The 16,780-nt window shown below is 40.9% G+C and carries 5 protein-coding genes; all 5 read left to right on the top strand.

The genetic code is table 11. The features are described from left to right. The first annotated feature begins 127 nt into the window (after positions 1–127). On the top strand, positions 128–631 hold the full coding sequence (locus JXQ92_RS11045; protein WP_421986677.1) for a hypothetical protein: 504 nt from the start codon (positions 128–130) through the stop codon (positions 629–631). 35 nt (positions 632–666) lie between these two features. Then, a complete protein-coding gene (locus JXQ92_RS11040) occupies positions 667–2,754 on the top strand; it encodes an OmpA family protein (protein ID WP_421986676.1) in 2,088 nt (695 codons plus the stop codon). Between the two features lie 81 nt (positions 2,755–2,835). Then, entirely contained in the window at positions 2,836–3,999 is a 1,164-nt protein-coding gene (locus JXQ92_RS11035; RefSeq protein WP_421986675.1) for an AIR synthase related protein, read from the top strand. Positions 4,000–4,291: 292 nt separating this feature from the next. Continuing rightward, positions 4,292–11,191: a T9SS type A sorting domain-containing protein gene (locus JXQ92_RS11030; RefSeq protein WP_421986674.1), complete on the top strand. Its 6,900-nt coding sequence runs from the start codon at positions 4,292–4,294 to the stop codon at positions 11,189–11,191. 572 nt (positions 11,192–11,763) lie between these two features. Further along, a partial coding sequence (locus JXQ92_RS11025; protein WP_421986673.1) for a beta strand repeat-containing protein occupies positions 11,764–16,780 on the top strand: 5,017 nt, incomplete at its 3' end.

Below are 16,780 nucleotides of genomic sequence, written 5' to 3'. Positions count from 1 at the left end.
TCGGAAGCGCGTTGATTAAACCAAATAATTTGAATCTTTGTCCATTCTAATTGTTTAGAAAAGACAAGCACACGACATTTGACGAGAATTTATCGAATATTTTTCCACAAAAAGTAGTTAATCGACTATGTTAAGCCCATTTGAAAACTTAAGCGCGAAAGCGCGAATCTGGATTTACCAAGCCGATCGAAGAATCGATCAGAAAGAGGAGCAAACAATACTTTCTGGAGCTGAAAAGTTTATCACAGAATGGGCGGCCCATGGTCAATCATTATTGGCCTCTGCAGCAGTGTTTCATGGTTACTTCTTGGTAATAGCAACGGATGAAAATTTCAATCTAGCCAGCGGTTGTTCCATTGACAGTTCTTTTCGTTTTGTACAACAGCTGGGTGGAGAACTTCAGATAGACTTTTTTCAAAGAACTAACATTGCATTTTCAGTAAATGGTGAAGTTAAGTTAATTCCAATGTCAAAAATTAAAGAAGAAGTTGCTCAAGGCAATATCACTAACGAGAGCTTTTTCTTTGATAATAACATAGGTGATAAATCAGAACTTGAAGATAAATGGCTCGTTAGAGCAGATAAAAGTTGGCTCAAAAGATACTTTCAAACATCTGCAAGCGTACTATAAGATAGCATTCAGCTTAATTCGCTAATTTACAAACAATGAAAAAGCTCGTTTCATTCGTCCTCATTGCTACTCTCATTATTGTGAGTAGTTGCGCCAGTCAAAAGCAGAATTTTTTGGGTGTTCAAGAAGCGCCTAAGAAAACAGCTCCTAGGCCTACCAATCCATCAGTAGGTCCTACTCAAAACGCCGCTGCGAAAGTTGTAACAGCCAAAAAAGAAGATGATAAAACACCTAAAGTCTTAAAGAGCTACGTAGAAGATCAGAATTACATTAAGGCCATAGAAGATTTTAAAGACGCCTTGAAGGATAATCCTGATGCCCCTGATTTAAATTATTATACAGCAGAATCTTATCGAAAACTAGGCAACCCTAAAGCTTCATTGCCCTATTATGCAAAAGCGCTAGAAGCTGGTTTCGAAAATGAAGAGTTACAAATAAACTATGCACTGGCTTTAAAAGCCGATGAGCAATATGACAATGCGAAAGCCATTCTGGCCGACTATGTTGATTTTGCTTCTGTTGAAATTTATAAAGAGCGGGCTCAACAAGAAATTCAAAATTTAGAAAAATTAGACAGCATTGGGCTTTATGTTCGCAACGTGGATTTAACCCCACTCGATGCTATTAATTCTGAACAGGCGGAATACAGCCCTTTCTTTTTTAATAACACGCTATTTTTCGCAAGCACAAGAGAATCCGAAACCTTCGATCGGTATGATATGCCTTTTAGCGATTTGTATCAAGTAGCCATAAGTGAACTTATTCCTGATGCTGCTACATTAGGCCCGATACCAGGAGCATTTAATCAACCCGAAATTAACGAAGGTTCAATTGCCTTCTCTCCTGATGGCAATACAGTGATTTTTGCCAAAGGAAATGCCAACGAAAAGAAAGGTAGACGTAGCGTAGACTTATTTATTTCGACCAAAAAGAATGGCAAATGGAGCACTCCGGTTGCTATGCCTATTAATAGTCCACAACATTGGGATACTTCTCCTACATTCAATCAAGCAGGCAATACAATTTATTTTGCTTCCGATAGACCTGGTGGTTTTGGTGGATCAGACATTTACAGAGCTACTTTAAATGACAGAGGCCGATGGGGCGGTGTTACTAATATGGGTGATGCCATTAATACCGCAGGCGATGAGGCTTTTCCTTATGTGGCACCGGATAACAAACTCTATTTTGCGTCTGATGGACATGCCGGGTTCGGAATGTTAGACCTATTTTCTGCAGAAAACAAAGGAGGAAACGTGACCATAAGAAATATGGGACCTTCATTTAATTCCGCTGCCGATGACTTTGGTTTGATCTACACAGATTTTCCTTTTGAAGGCTTCTATACCTCTAATAGAAGTGGCGGGAAAGGTGGAGATGATCTATATAGCTTTATCGATAATTCAAGTGACCTAAAGCAGATTACCTACTTACTGAAAGGAACTACTTACAGACGCAATGACGATAGTACTCAAACAATTTTAGGGAATGTAAGAGTAAAGCTTCTTGATGAAAACGATCAAGTAATTGACGATGTACTAAGTAGTAGAGGTGGTTCTTATAACTTTCCGATCGATCCGGAAAAAGACTATACACTCATTGGTGAAGCCGACGATTTCTTTACCGCAAGAAGAATCTTCTCAACAGTAGGCCAAGGTATACCTCAAGAAGAATTGATCGAACGATTTACTGAAAAGACTTTTACTGAAGATTTAACCCTCGATCCGATAATTTTGGATGCCACCATTGTGTTAGAAAACATCTATTATGATTTAGATAAGTTTGAAATACGTTCTGATGCGGCAATAGAACTTGACAAACTCGTAAGTATTCTTCAAGATAATCCGGCCATAGTTCAGGTAGAATTGAGTTCCCATACAGATTCACGCGGTTTTGACGACGCTAACATGTTATTGTCAGAAAATAGGGCTAAGGCCGCCGTAGACTACATTGTTTCTAAAGGAATAGCCAGAAGCAGAATGGTAGCTAAAGGATATGGTGAAACACGTTTGATCAATGGCTGTGACAACGATACCGAGTGCGATGATACTTTGCACCAGCAAAACCGCCGAACAGAGTTTAAGGTATTAGAATACGACAAAACCAAAATTGATCGTAATTAATAAGCCTTATTGTAAAGTAATTTATGGTTTGAAGCCTCCTATTAGGAGGCTTTCTTATTTTTGTGGTTTAAATCACTCGCCATGAACGATCGATACATGCAAAGAGGAGTTTCTGCCTCAAAAGAAGATGTACACAACGCTATCAAAAACCTTGATAAAGGCCTTTACCCTAAAGCCTTTTGCAAAGTAGTACCTGACTTCATGGGTGGAGATGATGACTATTGCAATATTATGCATGCCGATGGCGCCGGTACAAAGTCTTCTTTGGCCTATATGTATTGGAAGGAGACTGGAGATATTACCGTATGGAAAGGTATAGCGCAGGATGCCATCATCATGAATATTGATGATCTACTCTGTGTTGGCGCAATAGATAACATCTTACTTTCTTCTACAATTGGGCGAAATAAAAACCTTATTCCTGGCGAAGTCATCTCTGCCTTAATCAATGGCACCGAAGAAGTGCTTCAAATGCTCAGAGATAATGGCTTAAATATTATCAGTACTGGCGGCGAAACGGCAGATGTAGGTGATTTAGTTAGGTCTGTAATTGTTGATAGTACGGTTATAGCCCGAATGAAACGTAAAGACGTTATCACAAATGAAAAAATTAAACCAGGGCAAGTTATCATTGGATTAGCCTCTTTTGGCCAAGCCAATTATGAAAGTCAATACAACGGTGGTATGGGTTCCAATGGCCTTACATCTGCCCGACATGATGTTTTCCATAAATATCTAGCAGAAAAATTCCCCGAGAGCTTTGACCCAAGTGTGCCAAGCGACCTTGTTTACTCAGGAAGCAAGAAGCTTACTGATTCGGTAGATGGTTCTCCTCTTGACGCCGGGCAATTAGTTTTATCGCCCACTAGAACCTATGCCCCAGTAATGGTGGAGATTCTTAAGAAATTTAGAAATGAGCTAGGCGGAGTGATTCACTGTAGCGGAGGCGCACAAACAAAAATTCTCCACTTTATAGAGGGGCTTCATATTATCAAAGATAATCTCTTCGATGTTCCACCTTTATTCAAACTGGTCCAAGAAGAAAGTAATACAGATTGGAAGGAAATGTATAAAGTGTTCAACATGGGTCATCGTATGGAAATTTATGCAGATCAAAGTATCGCAGATGAAATTATCAGCATTTCAGAGTCCTTCGGTATACCTGCACAAGTGATAGGGCAAGTGCAAGCTTCTGAAAAGAAGAAACTTACGATAAAAAGTGACGCTGGAGAATTTATTTATTGACTTGTTTGATAACTCAGCTTACATACAAATAAAGAAACTTCATACTCATCATTTTGTCGTTCACAGCAAGTAATCGGCTATTTCCTTTGATAATCCATTAAATTTTTAATGTAAGCGGTAGGGGAAATGATAGTTTTCGGGTATAAGATGGTAAGATAACGCAACCAAAAACGTTATCTTTGATCGATCTAGACTGTCAAGTTTAGACGACCTGAACCCTGTGTTGGCAAAACTATTTACATATAATTCATCTCGGATGACCGGGTTGCTTGTTATACTTTTAATAACAAGCTTGACTTGTTTTGGACAAACACCAATTGCTTCAGCATCATTTTCTACAACAACTACAGGCCTAACAACCAGCTCATACACTGTCAGTTCCCCTTCCGACGCGAGTGGAGGAATATTGGCAAGCACATCCTATCTGGTTAGGTATGGAGAGGTACAGAATCAATTTATTACAGATTATACAGTAGGTGGCACTTTGTATGATAATTTTGTACTACCAGACACCCTCATCATTAGAAGAACAGATGCAGGTAGACAACTAATCATTTTTTACGAATATGATAGAACCGAAACTGGGCCTACTCCTGATGAAATATTTTTAGACCCTGAACAACAAGATAACGAAGAAGGGCTTTATTTAAGCGGATTAAGTAATGCAGGGTATGACAATATCTTGACAAACAATTCTACAAACTTTGCGAATGTAGAAAGAATAGACATTCTCTATTATACTGGAGTGGTTACCTCATCTCCAACAACAGCAGTTTTTCCAATTATTGAAAGAGGCGGTAACGACGACATTCGTGTAGCTGCCGTTCGTGGGCTTGATGCTAATGGTGATCCAAACGATTACTATCCAACGGTTGTACGTGTAAGTAATGATGGAACAACAGATTGGGGAAATTTAGGCCAATCGCATATCTCCTTAGTAATGAGGAGACAAGATGCTACATCAAACCCAATTCCAGTTCAAGTCTTGGGCTCCCAAAATATTCATGGCAGTGCTATTGCGTTTGATGAATTTGGTATTGCTGCGGATGATATCGTCTATGGCTATTCAATTTTCGCTGACGATGTAACCGTAACCGGTTCGGACTTAGTAGATTTTACAAATTCTACAAACTACCCTACAGGCACCACAGGTTCAGGACTAGATCTTATTGCAGGAGTATCTACAGCCGTTGCCAGTGATAATAATCTGACCAAATCAGTTGGACCAGGAGGCTATAAAGCAGCATTAAATACTTGGTTAAAGGCAAATAACGATGAAAGTGTGACAACTAGCACAGATGGATCGACAGTAACCGATTGGCAAGACGAATGGCTTGGTGATCACGACGCGACTACTTTAACCACCGCCCCAACTTATAGAGATGGTTCTGCTTCAAACCTAGATGATATAAATTTTAACCCGACAGTTGATTTTCTAGATGCAGCTGAGCGCGGATTACAAATCGCTAACAATACAGACTTCAACACCGCCACATCATACACCACTAAAGGAATAAATATTGCAATTAGGACGGGCAATGATGTTACCGTTAAACAGCAGATATATGAGCAAGGTAGTAATGACAGAGGTATCAATGTTTATATAAGAAATGGTGACCTGTATGTTGGCGCTTGGAACATACCAAATACCGATGGCACAGGGGATAATTGGGGCTTTAGCTCTACTAGTACGAGTATTAGTACCGATACAGAATATATCGTAACCTTAGAGTTCAATGGTAATTCTGGAGGAACGGGTACAGTAGCGGCCTATTTAAACGGAGAAAATTTCGGGACAATCTCAAGCGTTGGCTTACTCTTCAATGATACAGACGGCATTGGCCTTGGCGATACAAATTCACAGTCTAGATATGATGATGGCACCACCGCCGCCGCTTCTTTTTATGGCAGTATTCCAGAATTTGTTTACTGCAACGAACCAGGCTCTTTCCCAACTACCCAGAGAAATAGAATTGAAAGTTATTTAGCCTTAAAGTATGGTATCACCCTAGACCAATCTTCCCCAATAAATTATGTTAATTCCGACGGTTCAACAATATTCAATACCACAACAGCGGCAGCAATTGGCGGCTATTTAGAATACAACAATGACATTGCCGGCATAGGTCGCGATGACAATTCTGAATTAGAACAACTATCATCACAAAGTGAAAACACCGGTAGTTTAGTTCAAATTGATAGAAATTCAGCCATCGGTTCAGACGATACTTGGCTCATTTGGGGAAATGATGGTGGCCTTAGCTCATCAAGTCGATTGGTAACCAAACCTGATGCTATCAATGAAAGAATAGAGCGCATTTGGCGAGTAGCGGAAGAAAACTCGGTTGGCGTTACCGATGTTTCCTTCGATTTAACCGGTTTGGGCTACACCACTGATACCAATGACTTTGCCTTAATGATTGCCAGCAATAGTTCTAATGGTGATTTTTCCAGTGCTACCCTTGTCACAGGTGGCACATTCAATGGTGACGTAATCACGTTCCCAGATGTAGAATTATCCGATGGTCAATACTTTACCTTAGGTACACAATTCTTCATTTGTACACCAGGAAATGTTCAAGACGGACTTTCACTTTGGCTCAAAGCTGATGCTGAAACCTTCAATACTGGAACTACGGCTGCCACTGACGGACAAACTGTAGAAACTTGGGGCGATCAAAGTCGAAATGATTTCGATGCTACTAATGACGGTGGCGTTACGAATCGTGCCCCAACCTGGGTAGAAACAGATCTTAATTTTAATCCTGGGCTAAATTGGGATGCCGGCACGAATGAAATCGGATTTACGCTAGGTAGCAATTTCATATTTGCTCCGGCTGCAAATGGGGGATCACATATTTTTTCATCGATAGAACCAGAAACAACATTTACCGGAGGGGACAGAAACAATAAGTGGATATACAACTTTGGTAATAATAATAATTCAGCTGTAGGCATAGCCGGATATGGTGATCGTGCCAATATCGTCGCTGATGGAAAGGTAAACTTTAACATATCACCCAATAACACTAGTTACTTGGCCGAAGGGGATTTCAATACCAATTCTGGAACTGGTGATACAAAGAATTATATTATAGATGGCACAATTGTTAGTACCAACACTGGAGTAGACATAGATATCGATGACTCTGGGATAACACAAAATAATACACACGCTTCTAACCAAGGCCCTGTTTCAATTGGTAGACAATCTGAAACGAACAACTTAGGGAATAATGGTGGACGACGGTTCTTCGGTGATATGCAAGAAGTGATCGTTTATAATGAGAATGTTTCAGACCTGGAGGCACAACAAATAAGAAGTTACCTAGCCATTAAATACGGCACCACACTTACTAATGACAATGATGCAGACGCCACGCCAAACGAAACCTTAGGAGGTGCAGTAGTGGAAGGTGACTATGTTGCCTCAGACGGAACGACCATTACGTTTGATTATTCCGACGATACGGGTTTTGTAACAAATGTGGCGGGTATTGGCCGAGACGACGACACATGTTTAGAGCAAAAACAGTCTTCAAGCGTTAATACTGGTTCAATTTTAACCATAGGTTTAGGTGAAATCGCTGCAAATAACGCTGCAAATAGTAATTCCTTCGACGATGACCTAGATTTCCTCACTTGGGGTTCGGATGGCGCCAGCACTGATTTTGGTAGCATAACCACCGCAGGTACACCAGGAACAGTAACCGAACGAATGCTCAGAATTTGGAGAGCACAAGACACAGGAGATGTAGGTCTTACTGACATCTCATTTGATTTAACAGGGCTTCCTGGCTATAGCACCGATGAAACTGATTATCAATTAATTATTGCCAGTGGAGGTGACAATACCTCATTAGAAAGTGGTAGTACAATCGTTGGTGGTACATTTAACGGCACTGTACTAACTTTTGAAAATATAGATTTGACAGATGGTCAATATTTTACGCTAGGCGTATCTAAAAGTCAGTGCAGTCCTGGGGGAGTACCAGATGCCAATCTTCAAATTTGGTTAAGAGCTGATCTTGGTATTTCTACAAGTGGTTCCGATGTCACCGGATGGTCAGACCAATCAGGAAAAGCCAACAATGCGTCTTCAACTAGCGAACCGGAATTAAATACAAATAACCACAATTTTAACCCATCAGTTGATTTTACTGCAATCAATTCGGACAACATGGAAATTGCCGATGCATCAAATTTAAGTCCTGATCAGCAAGCTGTCTTTCTAGTAGGCACAATTAATTCAGGTTCTGACGCATGGTCACCTTTCATTATTAAAACAGCAACTTTCGATTGGCCAGATGGATGGGGAATAGCAAGAAATAATTCAACCACGGAGATTTTATATCATAAGGATAACTACACCGATAACACGAGTGGTGCTGATTATGCGAGTAGAACGATTGTCTATAATACACCAAACATCCACACTGCTTATAAAGATGCTACAGACTATTATTACAGCCTTGACTTAGGTACGGAAGATACGGATACACCAAACTCAACGTATCAAAGTTCGGACAATATCATCTTTTTAGGCGCCACACCAGATGGTACCGGAACAACTAACAACACTACTGCTACTAACTTTTTAGAAGGATCAATCTCAGAAGTAGCGATGTTCAGTGATGACTTGACTGCCACTCAAAGGCAACAAGTAGCCACGTACTTGGCGGTAAAGTATGGAATTACACTCGAGGCCAATTATCTATGGTCTGACGGAACAACAGAACTATGGAATATTACTACCAATGCCACTTACAGCAATGATATTGCAGGTATTGGTAGAGACGATATTAGTTGTTTCAGCCAAAAACAATCATCAAGCGTTAATGATGGAAGTATTCTTACTATAGGGCTAGAAAGCGTTGAAAATACCAATGCAGAAAACCTCAATTCATTTAGTGATGATGGTGATTACCTTGTTTGGGGACATGATGGAGTCGCCACGGATCAGGCCACGGCTGCAGGAGACTTAACCGATCTACCAAGTACTGTTTCCGAAAGAATGAGAAGGGTTTGGAGGGTTGAAGACACAGGAACTGTTGGCGAAACTGAAATTCAGTTTGATTTGACTGGACTGGGCTACTCGACAAGCGATGCCTCTGATTATAGACTCATAATTGCTGATGCCGGAAGTGGTGGAACAATGGCTGGAGGCACACTGGTGGCCGGCGGCACATTCAATGGAGACGTACTTTCATTTACTGGAATCGACTTAACAGATGGACAGTATTTTACGCTAGGCACTGCACTTGAAACGTGTGGACCGGGCGGAGTAAATAGTTCCATAGGCCTTTGGCTTAGAGGAGACCTAGAAGTATTCTCCGATGCAGGCTCAACCCCTGCTGTTGACGGAGACAATGTTCAGCAATGGAATGACCAAAGCTCACCTTCCACTAATGCGTCAGAAGCTAATGGTGGTGGCGGTGCCACAGTACCTCCTGTTTTTAGAACTGAAGAAATCAATTTTAACCCAAGTCTATTCATCTCAGACCAGAACACTACCAATAACTCCTATATGGAAACTGCTGCAGCTTCTAACAATGTATCCGATGACATGACACTTATCGCTGTTTTTGAAACAGCCCAAAACCAAGGAACTGATAATGCAATAGACAATTCTCCTTCTTTAATAGGCGCTGAAGACGACGGAGGTTCTAACGATTATGGCTTAGGGATGCACGATGGTGAAGTTGTTTTTAACGCTGCGAATACGAATACTTTTACCGCAAGAAGCCCTACGGCTACTTATAATGACAGTGAACCATATATTGCCACTGGAACACGAATTCAAGCAGCTTCAGGAGCGGTTAATCTGTATATAAATTCACTAAACGTGGCATCAGGGACATCGGATGCCACCACTTTAGATGCTGCCGATACTTGGGCAATTGGCAATCAAAGCAGTTACCAGAACGGAGCTCAATTTCAAGGTAATATCGCAGAAGTTTTAGTTTTCTCCTCCGTACTTGATGGTGAAGAATTAGCAAGAGCAGAATCGTATTTAGCCATAAAATATGGCATAACGCGAACCGATGACAACGACGATGATATGACCACCAATGAAATAATATCTGGCAGTATTAGAGAAGGAGACTACGTAGCTGCAGATGGCGATATAATTTGGGATTATGCAGCCAGAAGCGCCACTTACTTTAACGATATAGCCGGCATCGGCCGTGACGATTTATCATGCCTTGATCAAGTTCGTTCAAAGAGCGAAAATGATGATGCTATTGTTGATATAGCCATTAGTAGTTGGGATAATAATGATTCTTGGTTTATTTGGGGTAATGACAATGCCGAGTTAGAAGCCACAAGAAATCGAGAAAGACCAGACGGCATCAATAGCCGATTGAACAGAGAATGGCAAGCCCAAGAAACAGGAACAGTAGGAACAGTTAGTGTGACTTTTGACTTGGACGACGTGACTGGAACGCCAACGGGAGACAATAACCTGAACCTTGTAAGGATGATGGTTTCTACCAACGACGACTTTAGTACTGGCGTCACGCTCATAGAACCAACTGCCATAGACGCGGTAAACAATACCGTAACTTTCGATTACGATTTTACTAGTGGGGAAGGCTTCTATTATACACTAGGATCAATAGAGAATGATGCTTTACCGATCCAACTAATTGAATTTAAGGCTGAAGCTAAAAGTTCCAACGTAGCCCTTTCTTGGTCTACTGCCTCTGAGGAAAATAACGCTTTTTACTCAATCGAAAGAAGTGCCGATGGTATTGAATACGAGGTTATAGCTCGGCTAGATGGCGCTGGAACAAGCGATGGCCTAAACGAGTATAGCTTTACAGATCAATCACCACTGAAAGGTTTATCCTATTATAGATTAAAGCAAACTGACGTTGGAGGAGCGTCAAGTTACTCTCCTGTGGAAAGTGTTTTTATAAGTGCTGAGGAATCTCTTAAGGTAGTAGTTATGCCAAACCCAGTTTCAGTTAGTCAAGAAGTAAAACTAAAAATTGATTTACCAGAAGGAACTAAAGAGGTAAACTTGTATGTATTCAATAGCCAAGGCTCTCGAGTATTAAATGCCTCATTGTCAATAGAAAACAACCTTCATTCTTTCAGTACAGACCACCTCAAATCAGGCATCTATTTCATTAAAATACAAGTAGACAAGCGCAAAGCACTTACTAAACGACTTATTATTAAATAAGCAGCTCTCATTTTAAAAGAAAAGATTGTAAATCACACTTTACAATTTTATAAATGTATCTCAAAAACAGTTTAATGTATTTGAATTACATTTTTAGTCATCTATACCTGTCTGGGTTATTTTTCCCAAAATGGGATTAATTAATTCGGAATTGACATGGTCAATTAATAAAAAACACCGATTATTGCTGCCTTTCTACATACTTTAACTTTGGCATGATCTTCAATAGTAGACGAATGCTCAGGTTAAAATCTGTTGAAATCATTGAGCTAAGAATTTAATTATAAATGTGATCCAAATTAAAGTAGGGAATTTCTCCCTCTGGGTTTACATATAGGAACGAAATAGCTTGAACCAAAACTGCTGACATTAATAAACTGCTGACGATATTACTAAGCTTAGGGCTCTTTGTTTGCTATGGCGTAACGCTAAAAGCGCAATCAGATATTACCACTATCAATACCACTACCGTTTCAGGTACTGCTACCTCAAATCTTAATGTAGAAATACCGAGTGATGCTGGAAACTCTTTAACCGATGATGCTGGTGAAGAAATAACGGTTAACTATGGCGTGGGGAACAACATCAAAGTAAGCTCTTATGTAGTCGGTGGTGTAACATATGATCGATTTCTAGCACCTGATACCCTAGTACTTAATAGAGCTTTATCCACTGATCGACTCGTAAACATTTGGCTAACGCTAAATAGCACATTAGTGGATAATACACCTCCTACCGATGACATTGCGAACCTAGATGCCGACGAAGTTGAAGATGCCGACGCAATTTATCTAAGCGGAAATCTAAACGCAGGATATGACAATATTCTGGTAAATATTGATGATGCCGCAGCTGGGAGTATTGAGGTAGAAACGGAACGCGTAGATGTCATCTGGTATTCGGGAATACAAACTTCAGATCCAACAACAGCCGTTTTTCCAGTCATAGAAAGAGGAGGAAATGATAATATTGCTATTGCAGCCATTACAAGCCTCAATTCAGATGGTACACCAGCATCCTATAGCACATTGATAGGTATTTCAGAAAATGACTGGCCAGGAAGTGGGTCATCTTTTAACAACTACCTTATCCTAAGAAGAGAAACTGCGGGTAGCACGCCATTACCGCTACTGAATATTGGTACTGATGTCGCACAACCAGCGCAAGTTATTCAAGGAGTTGCCGTATCCTTCACAGAACTCGGAATCTCAGCCAACCAATCAATTTTTGGTTATTCTATATTCCCCGCCGATGTGGTTAATGGTTATGTGTCGAATGGTGGAAATTCTGTTACCACTGGTACAGTTAGCGTAGCCGCAGGTATAGATTTAACAGACATCAGTACCTTTCCTAATGATACCAGATCTAATGATTCTGGACTTGATCTTGTGGCTGGGGTATCCGCTGCCGTGGCAAGTGACGATAACCTTATCGAAACCGTTGGACCTGGAGGTTATAAATCCAACAACGTATTAAGAACTTGGCTAAAAGCCAATGATGGGGCATTTGTATCTAATGGCGGAGCAGCTTCTACAGAAGGTGGTTCTGTAGGTTTCTGGGAAGATCAGTCTGTGGCAGATAACAACTTTACCACATTGACCACAGCACCTACTTTCAGAAGTTCCACAAGCGCAATTAATTTTAATCCGACCGTAGATTTTCTCAATGGAACCGAAACTGGACTGTTGACACCAAATAGTGATGACTATAATCAAAATGGACCTTACACAAAAAAATCTATTAATATAGCTTTTAGAACGTCTAGTGATATTTCTACCCGACAACAGTTATTTGAAGAAGGCGGTGGAACAAATGGATTGGGGATACATATTGATGGAGGAATACTGTATGGTTCAGTTTGGAACAGAGGTAATAGCGGTAGCACAGGAGCTCCGTGGAATACAGTCACACCTACCAGCTTTGTAAGTACTTCCAGTATTTCCACCGATACAGAGTACATTCTAACGCTTGAATTTGATGGAAATACTTCTTCAACAGGAACTATTACACTTTACTTAAACGGACAGAGCTTTGGTTCATTAAGTAGTGTAGGCTTATTATATAATCATACAGGTGCCATTGGTCTAGGTGATGTAAATGGTGCCTCTCGTTATCATAATAATACTACAGCGGCAGGTTCTTACCGCGGAGAAATTGCTGAGTTTATCTATTGTAATGACCCAGCAGCACTCACAACAGCAGGAAGAAATAGGATCGAAAGCTATTTAGCAATAAAATATGGGATTACACTAGATCAGTCTTCACCAATTAATTATGTGAATTCTGCCGGGGATATCATCTTTAATACCACCAGTAGCGCCGCCATAGGTGGTTATTTAGAGTACAACAATGATATTGCTGGTATAGGTCGAGATGACGACTCAGAATTAGATCAACCGGCCTCAAGAAGTGAAAATGTAGGCAGTGTGGTCACCATAGATCGTGGTGCTTCAATCAGCACGGATGACACTTGGTTAATTTGGGGTAATGACGGAGCAGCTTTGACTGAAACTACATCATTGACCAAGCCTGATACTATTGACTCAAGGCTTAATCGTGTCTGGCGAGTTGCTGAGGAAAACGAAGTATTAACTACCTCAGTTTCATTCGATATTACTGGCCTAAGCTTAAGTACAAATGAAGATGATTTTAGTTTATTAATAGCTTCTAACAGTTCTAATGCCGACTTCAGCAATGCAACTGTCCTGACTGGTGGAACACTGGTCGGAAACACATTAACATTCGATGGAGTAGACCTTGAGGATGGTCAATACTTTACATTGGGAACAAAATATTTTGAATGTGGCCCTGGTGGTATTGTAGAAAATCTGTCTTTATGGCTAAAGGCCAATGATGGGCCTGACGTAACTACAGATGGCACAAATATCAATACTTGGTCTGATAAGTCTGGTGATGGAAATGATGCAACAGCAGCGTCGGGTAATGAACCAAATTACAGTGAAAACTCTATCAACTTTAACCCAACTGTAAACTTTGATGAATCAAATACCGAGGAAATAACTGGTTCTGCGGGGTTTCATTCAGTGGCATATTACATGGTAGTAAATCCTGACAATAGCCTCACTGATGCTACTGACGAGGATGTGTTAATTGGATTTACATCTCCAGCTGGTGCTACTGATGTATTCGGAGCTTTGGCGTTAGGAAGTACTACAGGTGCATTTACGGGTGAAGTGATTACTCATGCCATTGGAGGAACAGGTACAAGGTGGAGAAGAGGAATATCTTCTTCAACAATATCTCAAGTCAATGCAGGAGAAACTTATTTATTCGGAATTCGCGATAATGCCGATGCTGCCACATCAACTGATATGTTCGTAAATGGCCTCGAGCAGGCTGATCTGAGCTCAGGAACATTCCTTACCTCCGTCAATGTAGATTATGAAATTGGCAGCTATACTTCTACCAACGCTTTTGCTACCGCCAATCACTATGACGGCCAAGTCGGGGAAGTAATTTCTTATTCTGTACGACCTGATGACACAGAACATCTTCAAATTCAAACCTACCTAGCCATTAAATATGGTATCACATTGGATCAAACCTCAGCTACGAACTATTTAGCAGCCGATGGTGGTACCATCTGGAACGCTACTGACAATAGTGGTTATGCAAATGACATTGCTGGTATCGGTAGAGATGACAATTCATGTCTAGAACAAAAACAGTCCAAGAGTGTAAACACCGGTTCTATCGTAGCCATGGGACTTGGTGAAATAGCTGCTAGTAACAATGCCAACAGCAATAGTTTTGCAACAGATGACTCATTCCTTGTCTGGGGTAATGACGGTGCCAGTGCTACTGAAGCTAGTTCGGTGGCCTACACCGAAGGAGTCGTTACAGAGCGTATGTTAACCGTCTGGAGAGCAGACGAAAATGCGGGAACCGTTGGCGCCACAGATATCTCTTTTGACTTAACCGGCCTAGGGTATACCGGTAGTCTTTCAGATTACAACTTGATTATATCAGACGCATCAGGCTTAACAAGCCCTACTATTGTACCAGCCTCCTCTTTTGCCGGTGATGTAGTAACGTTTAGTGACATTGACCTCACTGATGGCCAGTTCTTTACTTTGGGAACTGCCCGTACCACTTGTAGTCCAGGTGGTGTGGATACAGACTTGTACGTTTGGTTAAGAGCAGATGCAGGTACATCAACACTCCTTGATAATACAACCCTAGCGACATGGACAGATCAAGCTGGTAATGAAAATGCCATTGCTGATGGAACTCCGCCATTGTTCAAGAATAATACTACCGATAATATCAATTTCAATCCAACCATTGACTTTGATGGGACTGATGATCGATTGACTTTTGGAAACTTACCCAACATAAAATCTGGCGCCGCCAATGGAGGCGATTACACTTTAATAGCCCTTGGGTTAAGACAGGATGATCAGACAAACTATATCCTAGGTTCTCCTGGAGGAACCACTAATGAAGACCTTCATTTTGGGTATAGAAGCAACACTCAGGTTACACTTGCTCATTGGGGTAACGACATCAACCTCAATGTCAACGCATTCGATAATCCAACTGCACCTTATTTAGTCTCAGGAGAGTACGATGGTACTAGTAGAATTCTTGAAGAAATAAGAGCAGGCACTTTAACAAGAACTTCTGGGGCCAATACAACAGATTTAAGTGGTTCTAAGGATGTCTTTATTGGTGAAAGGTCAGGAACTTTGAATTACAATGGGGCGATCTCTGAAATTATCATTTTTGATAACGACATTACCGATTTACAGAAACAACAGGTATACACTTACTTGGCGATTAAATATGGTATCACATTGTCGAATGATGCCGATGGTGATGCTATAACGAATGAAGTCATCTCTGGAAGTGTGAGAGAAGGTGACTATGTAGCCTCTGATGGGGCCACCATAATCTGGACTTATGCTGATAACACTGCATACAGCAATGACATCGCAGGAATTGGCCGTGACGATGATGGATGCTTTGTTCAAAAACAGTCAACTGCTCAAGACACTGATGATATTCTTACAGTTGGTTTGGGTAATGTTGCTACCTCAAATGGAGATAACGCTAACGGATTCGATGACGATAAAGACTACTTCGTTTGGGGTAATGACAATGGTTCCACTGACAGAAATAACGGTGGCTTAGAAACAAGTGACGTACCGTCGACTATAGCTGAAAGAATGACTAGGGTATGGAAAGCGCAGGATACTGGAAACGTTGGTGAAACAGAACTTCAGTTTGACCTAACAGGCACAAATTTCTCCACTGCTGATGCATCATCTTACTCTTTACTTATTAGTGATGTTGATGGAGATATGACCAACGCTATGATTGTCACGGGAGGAACATTTAATGGCAGTGTTCTTTCGTTTGACGGTATAGATATAGCTGACGGTCAATTCTTTACTATCGGTACAGCATTTGTTACCTGCGGCCCTGGTGGTGTGAATTCTAACATTGCCCTTTGGTTGAGAGGTGATCTTGAAGCATTCTCCGATGCAGGATCAACTGCAGCTACTGATGGAGACAATGTGCTCCAATGGAATGACCAAAGCTCACCTGCCGACAATGGTAGCGAAT

It is taken from the genome of Roseivirga sp. (assembly GCF_049099775.1).
GTDB lineage: Bacteria > Bacteroidota > Bacteroidia > Cytophagales > Cyclobacteriaceae > Roseivirga.
The sequence above is the reverse complement of the archived record's forward strand: the minus strand, read 5'-3'. Positions and strand labels throughout refer to the sequence as shown.